At 64.0% G+C, this 20833-nt stretch carries 17 protein-coding genes and 1 pseudogene; 11 read left to right on the forward strand and 7 right to left on the reverse strand.

Annotated features, from left to right (window positions below):
• Position 1 precedes the first annotated feature (1 nt).
• From AC3FLX_RS01425 to AC3FLX_RS01435, 3 genes are all read left to right on the forward strand, one after another.
• The gene (locus AC3FLX_RS01425; RefSeq protein WP_488693210.1) at positions 2-1018 is read left to right on the forward strand and encodes an FAD:protein FMN transferase; all 1017 of its coding nucleotides are present in this window, start codon (positions 2-4) and stop codon (positions 1016-1018) included.
• Entirely contained in the window at positions 1015-2604 is a 1590-nt protein-coding gene (locus AC3FLX_RS01430; RefSeq protein WP_488693211.1) for a flavodoxin domain-containing protein, read from the forward strand. The genes AC3FLX_RS01425 and AC3FLX_RS01430 overlap by 4 nt, the downstream gene beginning before the upstream one ends.
• A gap of 107 nt (positions 2605-2711) precedes the next feature.
• Positions 2712-5150, forward strand: coding sequence for a penicillin acylase family protein (locus AC3FLX_RS01435; RefSeq protein WP_488693212.1), 2439 nt, complete (start codon positions 2712-2714; stop codon positions 5148-5150).
• A 315-nt stretch (positions 5151-5465) separates the two neighbouring features.
• Here the strand turns inward: AC3FLX_RS01435 and AC3FLX_RS01440 are convergent, their stop codons facing one another.
• Both AC3FLX_RS01440 and AC3FLX_RS01445 read right to left on the reverse strand, forming a co-directional pair.
• Entirely contained in the window at positions 5466-8486 is a 3021-nt protein-coding gene (locus tag AC3FLX_RS01440) for an FAD-binding and (Fe-S)-binding domain-containing protein (RefSeq protein WP_488693213.1), read from the reverse strand.
• 76 nt (positions 8487-8562) lie between these two features.
• Positions 8563-9255 (reverse strand): GntR family transcriptional regulator, encoded by a 693-nt coding sequence (locus AC3FLX_RS01445; RefSeq protein ID WP_488693214.1) that lies wholly within the window; start codon positions 9253-9255, stop codon positions 8563-8565.
• Between the two features lie 250 nt (positions 9256-9505).
• On the opposite strand from AC3FLX_RS01445, the gene AC3FLX_RS01450 reads away from it, so the two are divergent.
• The 4 genes from AC3FLX_RS01450 to AC3FLX_RS01465 all read left to right on the forward strand — a co-directional run bounded on the left by AC3FLX_RS01450 (position 9506) and on the right by AC3FLX_RS01465 (position 13962).
• Positions 9506-10714, forward strand: coding sequence for a pyridoxal-phosphate-dependent aminotransferase family protein (locus AC3FLX_RS01450; RefSeq protein WP_488693215.1), 1209 nt, complete (start codon positions 9506-9508; stop codon positions 10712-10714).
• 117 nt (positions 10715-10831) lie between these two features.
• Complete coding sequence (locus AC3FLX_RS01455; protein WP_488693216.1) at positions 10832-11836, forward strand: Bug family tripartite tricarboxylate transporter substrate binding protein; 1005 nt, start codon at positions 10832-10834, stop codon at positions 11834-11836.
• 82 nt (positions 11837-11918) lie between these two features.
• The gene (locus AC3FLX_RS01460) at positions 11919-12425 is read left to right on the forward strand and encodes a tripartite tricarboxylate transporter TctB family protein (RefSeq protein ID WP_488693217.1); all 507 of its coding nucleotides are present in this window, start codon (positions 11919-11921) and stop codon (positions 12423-12425) included.
• Between the two features lie 10 nt (positions 12426-12435).
• Complete coding sequence (locus AC3FLX_RS01465) at positions 12436-13962, forward strand: tripartite tricarboxylate transporter permease (RefSeq protein ID WP_488693218.1); 1527 nt, start codon at positions 12436-12438, stop codon at positions 13960-13962.
• A 7-nt stretch (positions 13963-13969) separates the two neighbouring features.
• Here AC3FLX_RS01465 and trhA read toward each other — a convergent pair whose 3' ends face one another.
• Positions 13970-14587, reverse strand: coding sequence for a PAQR family membrane homeostasis protein TrhA (gene trhA / locus AC3FLX_RS01470; protein ID WP_488693219.1), 618 nt, complete (start codon positions 14585-14587; stop codon positions 13970-13972).
• Positions 14588-14671: 84 nt separating this feature from the next.
• Positions 14672-15370, reverse strand: coding sequence for a dienelactone hydrolase family protein (locus tag AC3FLX_RS01475; protein ID WP_488693220.1), 699 nt, complete (start codon positions 15368-15370; stop codon positions 14672-14674).
• Positions 15371-15702: 332 nt separating this feature from the next.
• Between AC3FLX_RS01475 and AC3FLX_RS01480 the strand changes: the two genes are divergently transcribed.
• The 4 genes from AC3FLX_RS01480 to AC3FLX_RS01495 all read left to right on the forward strand — a co-directional run bounded on the left by AC3FLX_RS01480 (position 15703) and on the right by AC3FLX_RS01495 (position 17717).
• Positions 15703-16101, forward strand: coding sequence for an FKBP-type peptidyl-prolyl cis-trans isomerase (locus tag AC3FLX_RS01480; protein WP_488693221.1), 399 nt, complete (start codon positions 15703-15705; stop codon positions 16099-16101).
• A gap of 112 nt (positions 16102-16213) precedes the next feature.
• Positions 16214-16960 (forward strand): sulfite exporter TauE/SafE family protein, encoded by a 747-nt coding sequence (locus AC3FLX_RS01485; protein ID WP_488693222.1) that lies wholly within the window; start codon positions 16214-16216, stop codon positions 16958-16960.
• Between the two features lie 102 nt (positions 16961-17062).
• Positions 17063-17230 carry a hypothetical protein gene (locus AC3FLX_RS01490; RefSeq protein WP_488693223.1) on the forward strand — a complete coding sequence of 56 codons (168 nt, stop codon included), beginning with the start codon at positions 17063-17065 and terminating at the stop codon, positions 17228-17230.
• A gap of 163 nt (positions 17231-17393) precedes the next feature.
• Entirely contained in the window at positions 17394-17717 is a 324-nt protein-coding gene (locus AC3FLX_RS01495) for a hypothetical protein (RefSeq protein WP_488693224.1), read from the forward strand.
• A 35-nt stretch (positions 17718-17752) separates the two neighbouring features.
• Here the strand turns inward: AC3FLX_RS01495 and AC3FLX_RS01500 are convergent, their stop codons facing one another.
• From AC3FLX_RS01500 to AC3FLX_RS01510, 3 genes and pseudogenes are all read right to left on the reverse strand, one after another.
• Positions 17753-19174 (reverse strand): HlyD family type I secretion periplasmic adaptor subunit, encoded by a 1422-nt coding sequence (locus AC3FLX_RS01500; protein ID WP_488693225.1) that lies wholly within the window; start codon positions 19172-19174, stop codon positions 17753-17755.
• Positions 19171-20220: pseudogene (locus AC3FLX_RS01505) on the reverse strand (ATP-binding cassette domain-containing protein); the annotation flags it as partial. The pseudogene AC3FLX_RS01505 and the gene AC3FLX_RS01500, both read right to left, overlap by 4 nt.
• 92 nt (positions 20221-20312) lie before the next feature.
• Positions 20313-20720 (reverse strand): hypothetical protein, encoded by a 408-nt coding sequence (locus AC3FLX_RS01510; protein WP_488693226.1) that lies wholly within the window; start codon positions 20718-20720, stop codon positions 20313-20315.
• Positions 20721-20833 lie beyond the last annotated feature (113 nt).

Consider the following 20833-nt stretch of genomic DNA (forward strand, 5'->3'; position numbering starts at 1 on the left):
GATGCACCGTGTGCTGATCCCCACCGCGCTGTCCGCGCCGCCGCCGTCGCCTGTTTCGCAGGGACGGTTGCGGCAATGGGCCGGCGAAACGATGGGCACCACGTGGTCGGTCAGCGCGGTGTTGCCGCTTGCGGCTTTGGGTGCTGACGTCGATGCTGGCATCGGCGTAGGAATTCATGCCGTGCTCGACGGCGTCATCGCGCAGATGAGCAACTGGTCCGGGTCGTCGGACGTGACGTCGTTCAACCGCGCCGTCGCCGGTAGCTGGATCACCTTGCCGGAAGACTGCTTCACGGTGCTGCAGGCCGCGTTGCAGACGGCGCGCGACAGCGGCGGTGCCTACGATCCCACGGCCGGCCCATTGGTCGACCTCTGGGGCTTTGGCCCCACCGGCAGGCGCACGGCTGCGCCGCCGGCCGACGAAGTGGCGCGGCTGCGCGAACGTTGCGGATGGCAGCGGCTGGAGGTCGATGCGCCGCTACGCCGCGCGCTTCAGCCCGGCGGTGTTTCGCTGGATTTCTGCGCCATCGCCAAGGGCTTCGCGGTCGATGCCGTATCGCGTTATCTCGATGCCCAGGGCGTGCCGCATCATCTGGTGGAGATCGGCGGTGAATTGCGCGGCCAGGGGCTCAAGCCCGATGGCATGCCGTGGTGGGTCGAACTGGAGTCGCCGGCCGCCGATGGCGATGCATCGGCGCGCACGTTGATCGCTTTGCTCGGGTTGTCGGTGGCCACGTCGGGCGACTATCGCCGCTATTTCGAGCAGGACGGCCAACGCTTTGCCCACACCATCGACCCGCGCACCGGCTACCCGGCAGCGCATGCGCTGGCGTCGGTCACGGTCATCCACCGCGACTGCATGATGGCCGACGCGCTGTCCACCGCGCTGACCGTGCTCGGTCCGCAGGCCGGTATGGCCTTCGCCCAGCGCCAACGGCTGGCGGCACGCTTTCTGGTGCGCACGCCCGCCGGGTTCGATGAACTGACCACGCCGGCTTTTGCGGCGATGCTGTCATGACGCGCTGGTTCTGGTGGATCGTCTTCATGATGGGCGTGGCGCTGGCCATGCTGGCGCATGGCCGCGCGCTGACGGCCGCTGGTGTGGTTATCGCGTACGCCGGTTTCTGCGCCGCCATTGTTGGCGCCCATCGCCGCCGCCGCGCGGCACGCATGGTGCCGTCCACACCGGACGATGGCCAGACCAGGCCGACGCTGGTGGCCTATGCCAGTCAGACCGGGTTTGCCGAGCAACTGGCCGCCCAGACCGCGCGTGCGCTGCAAGGCGCCGGTGTGCCGGTTCAACTGCTTTCCTTTGCCGATCTCGATGGCGCGCGCCTGGCCGCGTGCGATCAGGCATTGTTTCTGGTCAGCACCACCGGCGAGGGCGACGCGCCCGATGCCGCATCGGGTTTCGCGCGCAAGCTGTTGTCGGGCACCACCCCTGAAACACTGAAGACGCTTCGCTACGGCATTCTGGCGCTCGGCGACAGCAGCTATGCGCGGTTCTGCGCCTTTGGCCATGCGCTGTCCGCGTGGTTGCAACGCCATCATGCGCTGCCACTGTTCGATATGGTCGAGGTCGACAATGGCGACCCCGGCGCGCTACGCCATTGGCAGAACCATCTGTCCGCATTGAGCGGCGGCGCCGAAATCGAAGACTGGGAGCGCCCGCGCTATGGCCGCTGGCAGTTGGTGGAGCGGCGCCTGCTCAATCCGGGCAGCCTTGGCGAGCCGGCATTTCATCTGGCGCTGGTGCCGGAGGATGGCGGCGGGCCAGGCTGGCAGGCCGGCGATATCGCGGAAGTGGGACCCTGCCAGCCGCCCGATGTGGTGGCACGCCTGCTGGACCGCCTATCGCTCGACGGGGCGATACCGGTGCGCTGTGACAGCCGTGCGATGACGCTGGCCGATGCACTGGCCACACGACTGCCGCTGCCCGATGCCCATATGGCGACGATGGCGGACCTGAAGCCCCAGCAGTTGATCGACGCGCTGCCCGCGTTGCCGCACCGCGAATATTCGATTGCCTCGCTGCCCGCCGATGGGCGGCTGGAGCTGCTGGTGCGCCAGACCGTGCGCGAGGATGGCCGGCTTGGTCTGGCATCGGGCTGGCTGACGCGGTACGTGGCGGAGGGCGGATATGTCGCGCTGCGCGTGCGAACCAACCGCGCCTTCCATGCGCCCGACGACGACCGGCCGCTGATCCTGATCGGCAACGGCACGGGCCTGGCGGGGCTGCGCGCGTTGATCAAGTCGCGCGCGGCCGCGGGCCGGCATCGCAACTGGCTGCTGTTCGGCGAGCGCTCCGCCACGTGCGACGACTTCCACGGGGCGGAACTCCGCGCATGGCATGAAGCGGGGGTGCTGCAGCATGTAGACCACGCGTGGTCGCGCGATGGCGGCACGCCGCACTATGTGCAGGACGCCGTGCGCGCCAATGCGGCGGCCGTGGCCGAATGGGTGGCGCAGGGCGCGGCGATCCATGTGTGCGGCAGTCTGCAGGGCATGGCCGGAGGCGTGCATGCGGTGTTGACCGAAATCCTTGGTGAAGCGCGGTTGCAGCAGATGATCGAAACGGGCCACTACCGGCGCGACGTCTACTGACGGGCGCAGGCTGCCGCACGCCAACGGCCGTTTGTTTGCGGCAGTGCAGGATCGCCGTCGCCGTCACATTCCGTTATCCTCGCATCAGTTTCCGCCGAGGAGTCACGATGTTCCGTCCCACCCGTTCATGGCGCCGCGCAGCCGTCGCCGCCTTCTGGCTGGCCGCTGCCTGCCTGCCTGCCCACGCCGCGGGTATCGACAAGTATGCGGTGCCAGGCCTTGAGAAGCCGGCCACGGTGCTGATTGACCGCTGGGGTGTGCCGCACATCTACGCCAATACGCTCTACGACGCGTTCTACGTGCAGGGTTTCATGGCCGCACGCGATCGGCTCTGGCAGATCGACCTGTGGCGCAAGCGCGGTCTCGGCGAAATGGCGAAGGACTTCGGGCCAGCCTATGTGGAGGGAGACCGCATGGCGCGCGCGGTGCTGTTCCGCGGCGACATGTACCGCGAATGGCTGGCCTATGGGTCCGATGCCAAGCGCGTTGCCGAGGCATTCGTCGCCGGCGTGAATGCCTACGTGGCGCAGGTGGAGGCGCGTCCGGAACTGCTGCCGCCCGAGTTCAAGATCCTCAACTACAAGCCATCGCGCTGGCGTGCCGAAGATATCGTGCGCATTCGCCACCACGGGCTGACCTTGAATTTCACCGGTGAAATCGATCGCGCACAGATTTTCTGCCACGTGAAACCCAACGCCGTGCGTGCCGACTGGGTGCGCCGCGAACTCGACCCGTCAGTCGAGCCGAAGGTGCCGGACGGACTCGATACATGCGCCGTGCCCGGCGCGGAACTGCGCAAGGCGTACGACCTGGCGACCGCCGCGCCACGCTTTCCGAAAGACTGGTGGCAAGGGGGCGCCAGCAAGGCGGAGAACCTCCCGGTGGACCAGCTCTATGCCACCGTCGACGCGAACAGCGATACCGGGCGCAGCCTGGGGTCGAACAACTGGGTGATCGCGGGCAGCCGTACCACGACGGGCCGGCCGATCCTGGCCAACGATCCGCACCGCGCGCATGGCGCACCGAGCCTGCGCTATATCAGCCATCTCAATGCACCTGGGTTGTCGGTGATCGGTGCGGGCGAGCCGTTCCTGCCGGGCATCTCGATTGGCCACAACGGCACGATTGCCTTCGGCCTGACCCGGTTCTACATGGATCAGGAAGACCTCTACATCTACGAGACCAATGCCGCCCAGCCGCACGAGTACCGCTACAAGGGCCGCTGGGAACCGATGGAAACCGTGACCGAGCAGATCGCGGTACGAGGCGAACCCACGCCGCGCAAGGTGACGGTCGACTACACGCGCCACGGCCCGGTGCTGTACGCCGATGCCAAGTCCAATCGCGCCTATGCACTGCGCGCGGCCTGGCTCGACTACGGCATGGCGCCGTACTTCGGATCGATGGACTATATGCGCGCTCAGAACTGGGACCAGTTCCGCGCCGCGATGAATCGTTGGGGCGCGCCTGGCGAGAACCAGGTCTACGCCGACCGCTCGGGCAACATCGGCTGGGTTCCGGGCGGGCTGACCGTGAATCGTCCTAACTGGGATGGCCTGATGCCAGTGCCGGGCGATGGCCGCTACGAGTGGGCCGGTTATCGCAATATGGACGAGTTGCCGTGGGCCTTCAATCCGGCGCCCGGTTACGTGGTGACGGCCAACGAAAACAATATCCCGCCCAATCATCCGGCCGCGAAGATCGGCGTGGGCTACGAGTGGAGCGACAGCTCGCGTGCGCGCCGCCTGAAGGCGCTGGTCGGTGCCAACCCGCGCAGTTCGCTGGAGGATTCGATGGCGTGGCAGAACGACACGGTATCGCTGCCCGCGCAACGGATGGTGGCACTGATCAAGCCGCTGAACAGCAGCGATGCACAGGTGCAGCGTGGCTTGGACCTGCTGCGCAACTGGGACGGCAACGAGCGCGCCGACAGCGCGGCGGCGGCGCTGTTCGAAGTCTGGTTCAGCAAGCATCTGCGCACGGCCGTCGTGCGCGCGGCGCTGTCGCAGGACGGTTCGCGGCTTGTTGGCGCTGGCGATGCCAGCCGCGTGATCGCGGTGCTGGAACGGCCCGATACCTGGATGCCGGTGGACAAGCGCAACGAGATCATCATGGGCACGTTGAAGTCCGCGATGGTTGAGGTGGAAAAGCGGCTTGGCACCGATCCCAAGGCGTGGCAATGGGGCAAGCTGCACACGGCGGTGTTCAGCCATCCGCTCGATCCGATTCTCGATGCGAACCAGCGTCAGCAGTTCGATGTCAATGCTGGCCCGATCGGCGGATCATCGTTCACGCCCATGAATACGAGCTACCGCAACAGCGATTTCCAGCTGACGGCCGGTGCGTCGTTCCGCATGGTGCTGGACGTGGGCAACTGGGATGCGTCGCGCGTGGTGAACACGCCGGGACAGTCGGGCAATCCGGCCAGCCCGCACTATCGTGACCTCGCGCCGCTGTGGGCCAAGGGCGAGTATTTCCCGCTGGTGTATTCGCGCAAGGCGGTGGAGAAGGAAAGCAAGGAGCGGGTGGAACTGGTGCCGCAGTGATGGCCGGCGGCCGGGGTGAATGAGGCGCCGGCCCTCTCCCCCAGCCCCTCTCCCGCTGTGCGGGAGAGGGGAGCAAACAGACGGGTATTAAAAAAACCCCTCGGTGTTCTCCCCTCTCCCGCGTGCGGGAGAGGGGCCGGGGGAGAGGGCCGGCCTTTACGCGACTACAGCGCCATCTCCAGCACCCGCGCCACATGCAGCGCCTCCCGCCCGGCGCCATCGTGGATCTGGTGCCGCTATCAAAAATCCCCTCGGTGTTCTCCCCTCTCCCGCCTGCGGGAGAGGGGCCGGGGGAGAGGGCCGGCCTTTGCGCGACTACAGCGCCATCTCCAGCACCCGCGCCACATGCAGTGCCTCCCGTCCGGCGCCATCGTGGATCTGGTGCCGGCAGCTCGTGCCATCGGCCACCACCAGCGTTCCGGCTTCAGCCTTGCGCACGGCGGGCAGCAACGACAGTTCCCCCATCTTCATCGATACCTCATGGTGCTCGGCCTCGTAGCCAAAGCTGCCAGCCATGCCACAGCACGACGACTCGATCAGCGATGTCTTGAGCTCGGGAATCCATCCCAGAACCTGCTCCACGGGACGTACCGCGTCGAACGCCTTCTGATGGCAATGACCGTGCAGCAGGGCCTGCCCGTGGCCGATAGGTTTTAACGTCGGCGCGAAACGTCCCGCCGCATGTTCGCGGACCAGGAATTCCTCGAACAGGAATGCGTTGTCCGCCAACTGCCGCGCGGCATCGCCATAGCCGTACTGCAGGAATTCGTCGCGCATTGACAGCAGGCACGACGGCTCAAGGCCCACGACCGCAACGCCGCGCGAAAAAAACGGCAGCAGGGCATCGAGCGCTCGCTTGGCTTCAGCGCGTGCCTCGTCGACGAGGCCGGCCGCCAGGAACGTGCGGCCGCAGCACAGCGGGCGCTCCCCCGGGACCCCGGACAGATGCACGACATAGCCAGCAGCCTGCAGCACGCGCTGCGCTGCGCGCGCGTTCTCAGGCTCCATGTGGTTGTTGAAGGTATCGACGAATAGCACCACCTCCTTGCCGCCGGCGGGCTGGCTCACATAGCCGTCGGTCAGGAAGGCCGGTTGCCAGCGCGGCAGCGAACGCTTTGCCGACAGCCCCAGCAGTTTTTCGCCAAGCAGCGGCAGCCCCGGCACGCGGTCACGCAGGTTGAACAGCCAGGGCAACTTGCTGGCGATGCCAGCGTAGCGCGGCAGGAATGCCACGAGCTTGTCGCGTGCGCGCAGGCGGCCGGCCTTGGCGTTCGCGGCGCGGACTTCGATCTTCATCTTCGCCATGTCGATGCCGGTGGGGCAGTCGCGCTTGCAGCCTTTGCATGAGACGCACAGGTCCATCGTCTCCTTGACGGCGGGATCGAGCAACCCTTTATCGCCAAGCTGGCCAGACAGTGCCAGCCGCAGCGTATTGGCGCGGCCTCTCGTCAGATGCTGTTCGTCGCGCGTGACGCGGTAGCTCGGGCACATCGTGCCCGCATCGAACTTGCGGCAGTGGCCGTTGTTGTTGCACATCTCGACGGCGGCAGCCAGGCCGCGCGCCGGATCGAGTCCGGTGCCGGGCGCGCTCTCGGCTTCGGTGACGGGATTGCGCGTGACGTTCCATGCCGACCAGTCCAGCGCGGGCTGCAGCGGCTTGACCGAATAGCTGGGCGAAAAGCGGAACAGCGCGGCATCGTCCATCTTTGGCGTGCGCACGATCTTGCCCGGATTGCAGCGGTTGTTGGGATCGAACAGTGCTTTGACTTCCTCGAACGCCTTGGCCAGCGACGGGCCGAACTGCCAGGCCACCCATTCGCCGCGGCACAGCCCATCGCCATGTTCGCCCGAGTAGGCGCCCTTGTACTCGCGCACCATTGCGGCGGCTTCCTCGGCGATGGCGCGCATCTTGCCCGCGCCGTCGCGGCGCATATCGAGGATTGGCCGCACATGCAGCGTGCCGACGCTGGCGTGCGCGTACCAGGTGCCGCGCGTGCCGTGCTTGTGGAAGACTTCTGTCAGGCGCGACGTGTACTCGGCCAGATGTTCCAGCGGCACCGCGCAATCCTCGATGAATGACACCGGCTTGCCGTCGCCCTTCATGCTCATCATGATGTTCAGGCCGGCCTTGCGCACTTCCCATAGCGCCTTCTGCGCGCCGGCATCCGGCATTTCCACCACTGAGCCAGGCAGGCCCAGGTCCGCCATCAGTTCCACCAGTCGCCGCAGGCCGCGCAGCGTGGCGTCGCGGTCTTCGCCGGCAAACTCGACGAGCAGGATCGCCTCGGGTTCGCCGATCAATGCCTTGTCGATGACCGGACGGAACGCGGGATTGCTGCGCGCCAGATCGATCATCGTGCGGTCGACCAGCTCCACCGCCGCAGGCCCGAGCGCCACGATATGGCGCGTGAGGTCCATCGACTGGTAGAAGGTGGGGAAATTGACCACGCCCAGCGCCTTGTGCGTGGGCAGCGGCGCGAGCTGCAGCGTGATCTGGCGGAAATAGGCCAGCGTGCCTTCGGAGCCAACCAGCAGATGCGCCAGGTTGACGCTGCCATCGGCCGTATAGGGCCGTTCGCTCTGTGGCTGGAAGATGTCGAGGTTGTAGCCGCCCACGCGGCGCAGCACCCTTGGGTACATCTGCGCGATGGCTTCGCGCTCGCGCTCGGCAATGCGGCGCACGCCGTCGGCAATCGCGCGATGCGGCGCGTCTTCCGCCGGCCACTCGGCGTCGAAGCGCACGTCGTCGCCATTGGCCAGGATGGCCTGCACGCCCAGCACGTTGTGCACCATGTTGCCGTACTGGATTGAGCGGGAGCCGCACGAGTTGTTGCCCGTCATGCCACCGATCGTGCATTGCGCGGCCGTGGAAACGTCCACCGGAAACCACAGGCCGTGCGGCTTGAGCCATGCATTCAGGTGATCGAGCACGATACCGGGCTGCACGGTCACGGTACGCGCCACGGGGTCGAAGTCGATGACCTGGTTCAGGTACTTGCTGTTGTCGATGACCAGCGCCTCGCCCACGGTCTGTCCGCACTGGCTGGTGCCGCCGCCGCGCGGCAGCAGCGGGGCCTTCAGGTCGCGCGCGATATCGAGCGCAAGCCGTGCGTCGGCTTCATCGCGTGGCACGACCACACCGATCGGCATGATCTGATAGATCGACGCATCGGTGGCATAACGTCCACGGCTCGCGGTGTCGAACAGCACTTCGCCACGCAGTTCGGCGGCCAGGCGCCGGTACAGCGGCGATTGCAGGGCAGGAGCGGAAGCCGCGCCAGGCATGAAGCGCAGCGGCTGCACGCCGGGTGGCGTGGGAGTGACGGGCAAGGCCATGAGCGGGGATGTCTCCGTTTGCGTGCACTAAGGACGCACCGTCATGGCCGGAGAGCGCGCCGATGCGCGCGTCCGTTCAGGCGGCGACGTTCTGTGCGCGTTCTAGTTCGGCGATCAGCGCATCGTGCTTGTGTTTCAAGTGCGCGCGCAGGATGTCTCGCAGGGCTGCACCGTCGCGCTTGGCCAGGGCATCGAGCATGATGCCGTGCTCGCGCACCGCCATGTCCCATTTGTCGTGGTCGAAGTTCGAGCGAAACCGCAGCGCCTGGATACGCAGGTTGATGCGTCGATAAGTCTCCTCAAGAATCGGATTGCGCGCCGCGGCGTTGATCGCGTCGTGGATGCGCCGGTTCAGCGCGTAGTAATTGGGCAGGTCGCGGCGTGCGTGGCACGCCAGCATCTCGAAATGCAGCGCGCGGATCTCGTTGAGCTCGGCCTCGGTGATGCGCTGGCAGGCCAGTTCACCGGACATCGCTTCCAGCGCGCCCATCATCTCGAACAGGTGGTCGACGGTTTCCTGCGACAGGACCACGACCTCGGCGCCACGGTTCGGCAGCAATGTCACCAGTCCGTCGGCGGCCAGTACCTTGAAGGCCTCGCGCAACGGCGTGCGCGAAACCTGCAGCAGGTCGCACAGCACGCGTTCGTTGAGCCGGGTGCCGGGCGCCAGATCGCCTTCCATGATCATCGTGCGCAGGCGCTGGGCTACCGCCACATGCAGGATCTGGCGGTCCACGGCTTGGGAAGAGATGGTCGGAGAAGTGCTCATCAGGGATCGTGTGGCTTGACAGTATTGTATTCAAAACCTACTCTGGGGCAAGCACGAATCTCGTTCCGGTAGCATTTTTTCTGTCCGGAACCATGCAACGACTGGCATCAAAGCCTTGTAGTTGTTGATTTACAAGGGTTTTTAGCGGAGAGGCAGGTGTTTGCGCCCGCCAACATTATCCCGCATGCCGGCGCTGTAGTGCATCCGAGTTTTTTGAATACAAAATTCAAACGTGAGGACACGAGGCGACATGATCCGACTGAATTCCCACCCCAGCGGCCGGCACTTCCTGCAGATTCCGGGCCCCACCAACGTGCCGGATCGCGTGCTGCGCGCGATGGACTATCCGACCATCGATCACCGTGGCCCCGAGTTCCAGCAACTCGGCAAGAAGGTACTGGCCGATATCCGCAAGGTTTTTCAAACCGAACAGCCGGTGGTGATCTATCCCGCGTCGGGTACCGGCGCGTGGGAGGCGGCGCTGGTCAATACGCTGTCGCCGGGTGACAAGGTGCTGATGTACGAAACGGGCCACTTTGCATCGCTGTGGAAGAAGATGGCCGACAAGCTCGGCCTGAATCCCGAATTCATCGTGGGCGACTGGCGCCACGGCGTGGATGCCGCCGCCATCGGCGCGCGCCTGGCCGATGACCGCAACCATGAGATCAAGGCGGTTTGCGTGGTCCATAACGAAACGTCGACTGGCGTGACGTCCGATATCGCGGCCGTGCGGCGCGCCATCGATGGTGCAAGCCACCCGGCGTTGTTGCTGGTGGATACGATTTCGTCGCTCGGCTCGGTCGACTATCGCCATGACGAATGGGGTGTCGATGTCACGGTATCCGGCTCGCAGAAGGGGCTGATGCTGCCGCCGGGCATCTCGTTCAACGCGGTCAGCCAGAAGGCGATTGCCGCGTCGGCCAAGGCGAAACTGCCCAAGGCGTTCTGGGGCTGGGAAGAAATTCTCGAATCGAACAAGAACGGCTTCTGGCCATACACGCCGGCCACGAACCTGCTCTACGGGTTGTCCGAAGCCTGCGACATGCTGTTCGAAGAAGGGCTGGCAAACGTGTTCGCGCGCCATCAACGGCATGCAGCCGCCACGCGCGCATGCGTGACGGCCTGGGGCCTGGAGATCCTGTGCCAGAACCCGGCCGAATACAGCCCCGCGCTGACCGCCGTGGTCATGCCCGATGGCCATAGCGCGGACGCATTCCGCAAGGTGGTGCTGGAGAACTTCAACATGTCGCTGGGGCAGGGCCTGTCCAAGCTGTCGGGCAAGGTCTTCCGCATTGGCCACCTGGGCGATTTCAACGACCTGACGCTGATGGGCACGCTGGCTGGCGTTGAAATGGGCCTGGCGCTGGCCGGCGTGCCGCATCAGGCCGGCGGTGTGCTGGCCGCGATGGATAGCCTGCGCAAGGCAGCGGCGTCGCAGCCCGCATTGCGCGCCGCCTGAGCGGGAGACTGGCAACCCGACCGATGTAGCAGAAGGAGGCGGCCCCTCAGAAGCCGCCACGACAACAGTGCCGATGCGCCGCCAGAGCGCACGGCCGCCACCCAAAGGAGACAGACCATGACGTTTCGTTATGCCGCGCGCGCGCTTGCGTGCGCCTCGCTGTTTGGTGTCGCGCTGGCCGCCGCGCCGGCTTTTGCATGGGAACCGACCAAGCCTGTGGAAGTGATCGTGCCATTCAGCGCGGGCGGTGCATCGGATCAGATGGCGCGCTCGATCCAGGGCATCATCGCCAAGCACAAGCTGATGAACCAGCCCATGATCGTCGTGAACAAGGCCGGTGCCAGCGGCGCTGAAGGGTTGATGGATACCAAGGCATCGAAGGGCGACGCGCACAAGCTGCTGGTCACGTCGTCAGCACTCTATACGGTGCCGATGATCAGCCAGCTCCCGTTCAACTGGCGCGACCTGACGCCGGTGGCGATGGTGGCGATGGACGAGTTCGTACTCTGGACCAATGCCCAGGACCCATACAAGACGCCGTCCGACTATCTGGCCGAAGTGAAAAAGACGCCGGGCAAGTTCAAGATGGGCGGTACGAGTTCCAAGCGCGAAGACCAGATCATCACCGCGCAGACGGAGCGCAAGGCAGGCGTCCGCTTTATCTACATCCCGTACAAGGGTGGCGGCGAGGCCGCGACGCAGCTGTCGGGCAAGCATATCGACTCCAACGTCAACAATCCTTCCGAATCGATCGGACAGTGGCGCGCCGGCGAGCATCGCGCGCTGTGCGTGTACGCGCCGGAGCGCATGCAGTACACCACCAAGGTCACGGGCACCCAGAGCTGGCACGACATCCCGACCTGCAAGGAGCAGGGGCTGGACGTGCAATACCAGATGCTGCGCGTGTTCATGCTGCCCGGTGGCGTCACGCCGGATCAGCAGAAGTTCTACGTGGAGCTGATGCAGAAGGTGGTGGCCACGCCCGAGTGGAAGGAATACCTCGAGAAGAACGCGCTCAAGAACGATTTCATCACGGGCCAGAAACTGACCGAGTTCCTGACCGCGGACGAGACGCGCCATAAGGACATCATCAAGGAAGCGGGTTTCGTGGCGGCGAAGTAAGCGCCGTTTGATGGCTGATGGTTTGCTCCCCTCTCCCGCAGATGAGAGAGGGGAGTCAAAACAGAATGGGGAGACAGACCCAATGAGCAATCCAACGCATGACGCTGCCGCGCCGGCGGCGATCACGGTGCGCGCTGCCGAAATCGGCATGGCCATCCTGATCGCCATCGGCGCGGTGGTGGTGATGGTGACGAACTACCAGATCGGGGCCGGCTGGGCGCCCGACGGCCCGCAGGCCGGTTATTTCCCGCTGCGCATCGGTGCGCTGATCTTTATCGCGTGCCTGGTCGTGCTGTGGCAGGCCTTGCGCACGCCGAACGACGCGGTGTTCGTGACCTGGCCGCAACTGAAGCAGGTGGCCGTGATCCTGGTGCCGCTGACCGTCTATGTGTCCCTGATCTCGTTCCTGGGCATCTACGTGGCATCCGCGATCTTCATCGCGGGCTTCATGCTGGCGATTGGCAAGTTTGCGTGGTGGCGTGCCGTGCTGACCGGCGTGGCCATCAATGCGGTGCTGTTCTGGATTTTCGAAATGCAGTTCCGCGTGCCGCTGCCCAAGGGGCCGCTCGAAGCGGCCTTTGGATTCTGAGGGGAAGCGCATGGAAGAACTCAATGCACTGATGGGCGGCTTTGCCGTGGCGATGTCGTGGCACAACGTCGGGCTGATGCTGGTGGGCATTCTGCTGGGCATCGTGGTGGGCGTGCTGCCCGGCCTGGGCGGCCCCAATGGCGTGGCCATCCTGCTGCCGCTGACGTTTTCGATGGAACCGACGTCGGCCATCATCATGCTGTCCTGCATCTACTGGGGCGCGTTGTTTGGCGGGGCCATCACGTCGATCCTGTTCAATATTCCGGGCGAGGCGTGGTCGGTGGCCACGACGTTCGATGGCTATCCGATGGCGCAGCAGGGCGAAGCGGGGCGCGCGCTGACATCCGCGTTCACGGGATCGTTCCTGGGCGCGCTGGCCGGCGTGCTGCTGATCACGTTTCTGGCGCCGATGGTGGCGAAGTTCGCGCTGCGCTTTGGCCCGCCGGAATTCTTCGCGGTCTACTTCCTCACGTTCTGCAGCTTCATCGGCATGGGCAAGGAATCCAAGGCCAAGATCCTGATTGCGATGTGCATCGGCTTTGCGCTGGCGGCCGTCGGCATGGATACCGTGTCGGGCACGCTGCGCATGACGTTCGGTTCCACGGAGCTGCTGCGTGGCTTCGACTTCCTGGTGGTGGTGATCGGGCTGTTCGGCATCAGCGAGATCCTGATGACGATGGAGGAAGGCATCGCCTTCCGTGGCAAGCGCGCCAACATCGACCTCAAGGTGGTGCTGAAGACCTGGGCCGAGCTGCCGCGCTACTGGATGACGCTGATCCGTTCGTCGATCATCGGCTGCTGGCTCGGTGTGACGCCTGGCGGTGCCACGGCCGCTTCGTTCATGGGCTACGGCGTGGCCAAGCGTTTTTCCCGCAAGCGGGACACGTTTGGCAAGGGCAACGTCGAAGGCGTTATCGCGCCTGAATGCGCCGCGCACGCGGCCGGCACCAGCGCGCTGCTGCCGATGCTGGCACTGGGTATTCCCGGGTCCGCCACGGCGGCCGTGCTGCTCGGTGGTCTGATGATCTGGGGGCTGCAGCCGGGGCCGCTGTTGTTTGCCGAGCAGAAGACGTTCGTGTGGGGCCTGATCGCCAGCATGTATCTGGGCAATCTGGCCGGCCTGATCGTCGTGCTGTCGACGGTGCCGCTGTTTGCCGCCATCCTGCGCATCCCGTTCGCGATCATCGCGCCGCTGATTCTGGTGGTCTGCGCGATTGGCGCGTTCACCGTGCACAACGCGATGTTCGACGTCTGGCTGATGTTGATCTTCGGCGTGATCGGCTACGTGCTCAAGAAGCTCGATTACCCGCTGGCGCCGCTGGTGCTGGCACTGGTGCTTGGAGACCGGGCCGAGGATTCGTTCCGTCAGACCATGCTGATGTCGCAGGGCGAGATGAACGTGTTCTGGTCGAACGGCCTGGTGGGCACGATCATGGCGCTGGCGGTAGCGATCCTGGTCTGGCCCGTGATCGGCGGCGTGATCGAAAAAACCAGGCGCCGCAAGATGGTGGCGGCGCACGAGGGCGCCGCGGAGTAGGACGGCGTCAGTCGACGTAGAACAGGATGCTGATGAACTGGCAGATGCTGCCACCCAGCACGAACAGGTGCCAGATGCCGTGGAAGTGGCGCACCTTCTCGTCGAACAGGAAGAAGCCGATGCCGGCGGTGTAGATCGCACCGCCGGCCACGAGCCAGTACAGACCCGCGGTGGGCAGCGCGGCCGCCAGCGGCTGGAACGCGATCAGCACCAGCCAGCCCATGATCACGTAGATCGACAGCGATAGCACGCGGGTGCGATGGCCAATCCATAGTTCCTGGATGATGCCGATGGCCGCCAGTCCCCAGTTGATGCCAAACAGCGTCCAACCCCAGGGGCCGCGCAACGTGACCAGTGCGAACGGCGTATAGCTGCCCGCGATCAGCAGGTAGATCGCGCAGTAGTCGAGCCGGCGGAAGATGTCCTTGGCCGGGCCGCGCACGCTGTGATAGACGGTGGAGATCGTGTAGAGCAGCACCAGTGTGGTGCCATAGACGACGGAACTCACCACCTTCCAGGCGTCGTGATAGAGCGCCGATGAGGTGACCAGCACCGCCATGCCTGCCGCGGCCAACACCGCGCCAGCCAGGTGGCTGTAGCCATTGAACCGTTCCCCGCGATACATCCCGAATGCTCCGTCTGCGTTAAGGGCAACGGGCATTGTGGCATGGATCGCGGGTAAACGATGATGATGCCTGCAGTTGCAGGGTTATTTCATGGCCTGGAAATGCTGCAGCGTGCGGGCATTCGCGGCTTTGGCTGCCTCATCCACGTAATGCACGCCTTGATTTCGCGCAAATGCATGCTGACAACCGGGGTACGAATGAATCTCGACGTGACGGTTGTCCTTCAATGTCTCGACGATTTTCGCGCGCGCCTCGGGTGGTACGAATTCGTCGGCCTCGGCGATATGCATGAGCAGCGGCTTGGAAATTTTCGACGCTTCGCCCAGGTACTTGTCGATGCCGACGCCGTAGTACGACACGCTGGCGTCCGCATTGGTACGCGTGGCGCTCAGATAGGCCAGTAGCCCGCCCAGGCAGTAGCCCACCGTGCCAACGCCGCCCGTGACGCCTGGCTGCTGGCGCACGGCCTGGATCGTTGCATCGATATCGGCCACGCCCTTGTCGACGTTGAAACCGTTGTAGAGCGCCAGCGCCTTTTTCCATTCCTCCTCGGTCTTGTCCGTCAGGTCGACATTGGGTTCCTGGCGCCAGTACAGGTCAGGGCAGATCGCCACGAAGCCTTCGCGCGCGAGGTTGTCGCACGTTTCGCGCATGTCCGCGTTGATGCCGAAGATCTCCTGGATCACGACGATGGCGGTACCGCGCGCGTTGGCGGCGTCGGGGGTGGCAAGGTAGGCGGCAAAGCTGCCGTCCGGCACGGTGATCGTGATGCGCTGGCTCATGGTGGTCTCCTCATGGTGGGCGGATCTGCATAGGTGAGCCAGAAAAGCTTAGTCAATAGCCATGACAAGGCGAAGCGGCTTGTGCGCCGGACTTTGAAATCATGCCCAGTTGCAACCGCGTGCGGCGAGTGTTCGCCACGTGACCCCGAATCCACGTTTGAAGTGTTCAGGAACGGCGGTGAGCGATCCGGCAATGGGTGAGACGTCGCAATGCCGTAGCGCGGAGCGCGCAGGGTGCGGGATGGCATGGCGTGTACACTTGCCGGCTGGCACCCGACCCGCATCGCCGGGCGTTGGGTGCCGCTCCTGAGAACCCGACACGACAGAACCTCATGAAGAAATTTCCCCTGCTCCTCGCTGCCGTCGCGCTGACTGCTTCGGGTATCGCCGCCGCCGCTGAAACGCTGCCTTCGGGCGTGGTGGTAGATACCGTGACCAAAGGCACGGGTGCATCGCCCAAGGCCAGCGACACAGTGAAAGTGCACTATCGCGGCACGCTGACCGATGGCACCGAGTTCGACAGCTCGTACAAGCGTGGCCAGCCCATCTCGTTCCCGCTCAACCGCGTGATTCCGTGCTGGACCGAAGGCGTGCAGAAGATGCAGGTTGGCGGCAAGGTCAAGCTGACCTGCCCGGCGTCCACCGCCTACGGTGCGCGCGGCGTGCCGGGCACGATTCCGCCGAACGCGACGCTGAATTTTGAAGTGGAGCTGCTGGGCATTGGCGGCTGATTGACCGGTTGGTGATTGCCTCCGCTCTCCCTCCCGCTGGAGAGCGGAGCATTTCGGCGCGGGTTGCGGCACGGCTCAGACCGTCCCCATCGATAACTACAAGAACACCTGGATGGATTCCGTCATTCTCATCGTCGCCCTCGGTGCCGCGGTCGCTGGCTTTGTACAAGGGCTTTCCGGTTTTGCTTTCGGCATGGTGGCCATGTCGTTCTGGGCATGGGGCGTGGACCCACGCATGGCTTCGGCCATGTCGGTCTTTGGTGCACTGACCGGACAACTGCTTGCCGCCTTCACGGTGCGGCGCAAATTTCATCTCGCCGCGGTGTTGCCGTTTCTGCTGGGCGGCATCGTTGGCATTCCCATCGGCGTGAGCCTGTTGCCCAGGCTCGATGTCAACCTGTTCAAGCTCTGCCTGGGCTGCATCCTGATCGTGTTCTGCCCGATCATGCTGTTCGCGGCCAGAATGCCGAAGATTCATCACGGTGGCCGCGTGGCGGACGCGGTGGTGGGCGGCATCGGCGGCATCATGGGCGGTATCGGCGGCTTCACGGGCGTGGTGCCGACACTGTGGTGCACGCTGCGCGGCTTCGACAAGGACAAGCAGCGCGTGGTGATCCAGAACTTCAACCTCGGCGCGCTGCTGGTAACGATGGGTGTCTACGTGGGCACCGGGATCATTACGCGCGACATGCTGCCGATGTTTGCCATCGTGGCGCCTGCCATGCTGATCCCGACGCTGATCGGCACGCGCGTCTACATCGGTATCAGTGACCTGACTTTCCGGCGCATCGTCCTGACGCTGCTGACCTGCTCGGGCGTGGCGATGCTGGTGTCGGCCGTACCCAAATTGTTTTCATAAAAGCGGCGGATCAGGCATGTTTCAGGACGAATACGGCCCTGTGTAATCAGGGTTTATACTGACGTCCGATTTCGCCTATCTTCCAGACAGAGGGGTTCGCCAATGCATGCCGGACCCGACTTCCGCCGCATCATGAACAAGCGTTTCTACCTCTTCTGCGCCACCACGTGGGCTGCCGCCGCCATCCTGATCATCGGTAACGGCGCCATGTCCACCGACGTCCTGAGCGGCGTGGTAGCGCTGGCCGGCTTCGACCTGTTGCGTCCCTGACCAATCCCTTGCGCACGCGCACGGAGATTTCGGCTTCGCACGGTCCGATGGCCGGACATACATGATCAGTGATAGCGATTTCGCTATCTGACGCCTACGCTTATGGTTGGCCCGTGCGGTTCCCGCACGTCGTTATCCAATCAACCGTTTGCAGGAGATGTCGATGAAAGCGTCCACGATGGCATTGGCAGTGGCGGCAATGGCGGTACTCGCACCGGGACTGGCGGCTGCGGCCGGCCCAGCCAGCCCTGCCGATCGCTATGACTACAACATGCGCACGACCAACAAGGACGGCTATGTTGCCGATCCGGCACGCGCAACGAACAAAGATGGCTATGTTCCGGACACCGCACGGGCCGGCGACAAGTTCGATCCGTACACACAGGGCGCCAACCAGGGCACGGCTTCGGCCCTGACCGACAGCAAAACGACCAAGAAGTCGTCGACAAAGTCGCAAAAGAAGGCGCCGGCTGCGGCCGCGCAGTAGTGATTTCGATAGAGGTCTGGCGGTTCTCGCCAGACCTATCGTTCCCGCATGCTTTCCCGCACCGTCTCTACTAATGGCCCGAGGAAATACTCGGCCACGCTACGTCGTCCCGTATGGATATCCGCGGCGACCTCCATGCCCGGTGTCAAATCGATCCAGCGACTTTGCGCGTAAATACGGTGGGTGTGCAACCGGATGCGCGCCGGAAAGCGGAAAATTCCCTGCTCATTCTTCGCTGCGTTGTTCGACACGAACAACACGGTACCTTCCAGCAGTCCATAGCGTGTGTAGGGAAATGCATCGATCTTGAGCGCTACGCGCTGCCCGACCTCAACGAAGCCAATGTCCTGATTGTCGATCAGGATCTCGACTTCCAGCGCATCGTCGGGGACGATTTCCATCAATGCCTGAGCCGTCGTGACGACGCCGCCCACCGTATGAGTGGCAAGTTGCTGCACGGTGCCAGCTACGGGCGCCGTCAGCACCATAAAATCCTGCTGGACCCTGGCCTTGGCCTCGTCGCGCTCGTGCTGGCTCAACTGCGTCTGATAGCGCTCCATCGCGTCGAGCTGTTCCCGGCGGAAGCGCGACTGGATGGCCTCTATGGATACCTGTTGCTGACGAACCGCCGCGCCCAACTGCTGCACCCGCATCCGCTGGGCCGTGCGCTCGTGCGTCAATTCATCGGCGCGACTTTCCTTCTCAAGGACGGCATGTTGCGAAACAAAGCTCCGGTCGGCAAGTTTCCGGAAGTCCTGTGCCTGTTGCTGGGCCGTGGCGACGCTTGCCTCGACCCGCCAGCCGATGGCCTCGGCCGAAGCCAGTTCGGCGCGCCGCTCCGCCAATGTGGCGTGTGCCGCTTTTACCGTGTCGGCGTACTCTTGGTACGCGCCATCGGCAAACTGCTGCATTTCTTCCAGACGGTACTCGGGCGCGGAATCGACGCGCGCCACCTTCGGCGGCTTGCCGGCTGCCTGCGCTTCCAGTAATGCCTTGCTGCGCGCGGCACCCAGCGCGGCATCGATGCGTGCGAGCGATGCCTTCTCCGTCTCCGCGACAGCTTGGGTGGCATCCAGCTTGATCAGCGCATCGCCAGGCGCCACGCGCTGACCGTCGACCACCATCACCTCGGCTATCACACCGGTCGTGGCAGGCTGAATCACCTTGACGCGTGCGTTAGGAATCAGCTTGCCCTTTGCCGTGACGACAATGTCCAGCCGGCCGAAGATACCAATCAGGACGGCAATCGCGCCCAGGGAGACGATTATCCGCATGGTCCAGCGTGGCGCGGGGTGGATCGGCGTTTCCACCAATTCCAGCTGAGCCGGCAAAAATGCGAGTTCCGTGCGGTCGCGGTTGACCGGCGCCAGCTCATCGCGTATCGACCACGTAGCGCGAAAGACGTCGCGATATCGGCGCAGTAGATCGCCGAATCCGTTGAGTGAAAAACGACTCATGCGGGGTTTTGTTGAAGCGAATGCAGATGCGCGTAATAGCCGCCGAGCGTCAGCAGTTCGTCATGCGTGCCGCGTTCCACGACCCGGCCCTTGTCCAGGGCGATGATCTGGTCGGCATGCCGTACAGCACTGAGCCGGTGGGCGATGATGATGACCGTTCGTCCCGCAATCATCGCCTGCATGTTCCCCTGGATGATTTGTTCGGTTTCGAGATCCAACGCACTGGTGGCTTCATCGAACACCAGAATGCGCGGATCATTCATCAGTGCGCGGGCAATGGCGATGCGCTGACGTTGCCCGCCGGAAAGCGACGCACCCTGTTCGCCGACGATCGTGTCGTAAGCCTGTGGCAATTCCGCAATGAAGTCGTGCGCACCAGCCAACCTGGCCGCCTCGATGACGGCACTCATGGGCGCGCCACTGTCGGTGAGCGCAATGTTGTCGCGTACCGACCGGTTGAACAGCAGGTTTTCCTGCAAAACCACACCGATCTGCCGGCGAAGCCAAGCGGGGTCTGCTAGCGCCAGATCGGTGCCATCGACTCGCACGGCACCTTGCGTCGGCAAATACAATCTTTGCAGCAGTTTTGTCAGCGTGCTTTTACCGGATCCCGAGCGTCCGACGATGCCCACGACTTTTCCCGCCGCAATCTCGATATCGATGCCATTCAATACAGATGGGCCATCCGGTCGATAGCGAAAGACAACGTTGTCGAACGAGACCTTACCGACGATGGGTGCAGCCGCCACGCGGCTTTGCGTGAGTTCGGAGCGCGTATTCAGAATATCGCCAAGACGATTCATCGATATACCGACCTGCTGAAAGTCTTGCCATAGTTGCGCCAGACGTAACACCGGGCCACTGACACGCTGCGACATCATGTTGAAGGCAATCAGGCCGCCGATGGTCAACTGTCCATCTATCACCAGGCGAGCACCCATAAACAACGTGGCCACCGAAACGAGCTTGCTGATCAGCTGGATCAGCTGTTGCCCGATATTGGCAAGCGAGTTGACGCGGAAACTCGCACTGACGTACGCGGCAACAGGCAAGCAATATCAAAACCTGAGCTATCGCGATGGCAAGCTGGTCGGAATTATGGATTTCAGAGACGGCAAGTCGTATCGCTACACGAGCGTCAATGCTGCCACCGGCTCGCCGGTGCAAACACGGGAATGGAATCCGGAGACCGGCATCCGCATTGCCACGTACGACTACACCAACGGGAAGCTGTCTTCCAAGCAATTTCTTTGGCGTCCCCTACGATTTGAACGCCAAGAATTCTCTCGATCTCCGCATTCGATGTGGCGGGGCGCCCCTCAACGGGTTCTTTCTGCTTCAGCACCACCAACGCGTCGATCCCCTGCCGAATCGCTGGCGGCCACTTTGCCGCCACTGCCTTGTTCATCGGCGGCAATGCCTCTCCCGGCTTGCCAGGCACCAGCACAAAAGGCGCCGACGCCGTCTCCGATGCTGTCGCCTGACGTTCAGCGGTGGCACATCCAGCCAGCATCGCCAGCCCACATGCCAGCGACATCGCTTGCATAAGTCCCGATCCGTTTCCCATACGAAGTGAGTTCTTCATCTGCTGCCTTACGTTCGCTGCTATCAGGAATACGCCCTCGCTTCGCACATGCGCGGCTTAGGCACCGCGAGCCA

It is taken from the genome of Cupriavidus sp. 291-E7 (assembly GCF_057798835.1).

Bases quoted from the DNA above. Each gene is read 5' to 3' on its own strand.
- AC3FLX_RS01425 (WP_488693210.1), top strand. From the start codon at position 2: ATGCACCGTGTGCTGATCCCCACCGCGCTGTCCGCGCCGCCGCCGTCG.
- AC3FLX_RS01430 (WP_488693211.1), top strand. From the start codon at position 1,015: ATGACGCGCTGGTTCTGGTGGATCGTCTTCATGATGGGCGTGGCGCTG.
- AC3FLX_RS01435 (WP_488693212.1), top strand. From the start codon at position 2,712: ATGTTCCGTCCCACCCGTTCATGGCGCCGCGCAGCCGTCGCCGCCTTC.
- AC3FLX_RS01440 (WP_488693213.1), bottom strand. From the start codon at position 8,486: ATGGCCTTGCCCGTCACTCCCACGCCACCCGGCGTGCAGCCGCTGCGC.
- AC3FLX_RS01445 (WP_488693214.1), bottom strand. From the start codon at position 9,255: ATGAGCACTTCTCCGACCATCTCTTCCCAAGCCGTGGACCGCCAGATC.
- AC3FLX_RS01450 (WP_488693215.1), top strand. From the start codon at position 9,506: ATGATCCGACTGAATTCCCACCCCAGCGGCCGGCACTTCCTGCAGATT.
- AC3FLX_RS01455 (WP_488693216.1), top strand. From the start codon at position 10,832: ATGACGTTTCGTTATGCCGCGCGCGCGCTTGCGTGCGCCTCGCTGTTT.
- AC3FLX_RS01460 (WP_488693217.1), top strand. From the start codon at position 11,919: ATGAGCAATCCAACGCATGACGCTGCCGCGCCGGCGGCGATCACGGTG.
- AC3FLX_RS01465 (WP_488693218.1), top strand. From the start codon at position 12,436: ATGGAAGAACTCAATGCACTGATGGGCGGCTTTGCCGTGGCGATGTCG.
- trhA (WP_488693219.1), bottom strand. From the start codon at position 14,587: ATGTATCGCGGGGAACGGTTCAATGGCTACAGCCACCTGGCTGGCGCG.
- AC3FLX_RS01475 (WP_488693220.1), bottom strand. From the start codon at position 15,370: ATGAGCCAGCGCATCACGATCACCGTGCCGGACGGCAGCTTTGCCGCC.
- AC3FLX_RS01480 (WP_488693221.1), top strand. From the start codon at position 15,703: ATGAAGAAATTTCCCCTGCTCCTCGCTGCCGTCGCGCTGACTGCTTCG.
- AC3FLX_RS01485 (WP_488693222.1), top strand. From the start codon at position 16,214: ATGGATTCCGTCATTCTCATCGTCGCCCTCGGTGCCGCGGTCGCTGGC.
- AC3FLX_RS01490 (WP_488693223.1), top strand. From the start codon at position 17,063: ATGCATGCCGGACCCGACTTCCGCCGCATCATGAACAAGCGTTTCTAC.
- AC3FLX_RS01495 (WP_488693224.1), top strand. From the start codon at position 17,394: ATGAAAGCGTCCACGATGGCATTGGCAGTGGCGGCAATGGCGGTACTC.
- AC3FLX_RS01500 (WP_488693225.1), bottom strand. From the start codon at position 19,174: ATGAGTCGTTTTTCACTCAACGGATTCGGCGATCTACTGCGCCGATAT.
- AC3FLX_RS01510 (WP_488693226.1), bottom strand. From the start codon at position 20,720: ATGCAAGCGATGTCGCTGGCATGTGGGCTGGCGATGCTGGCTGGATGT.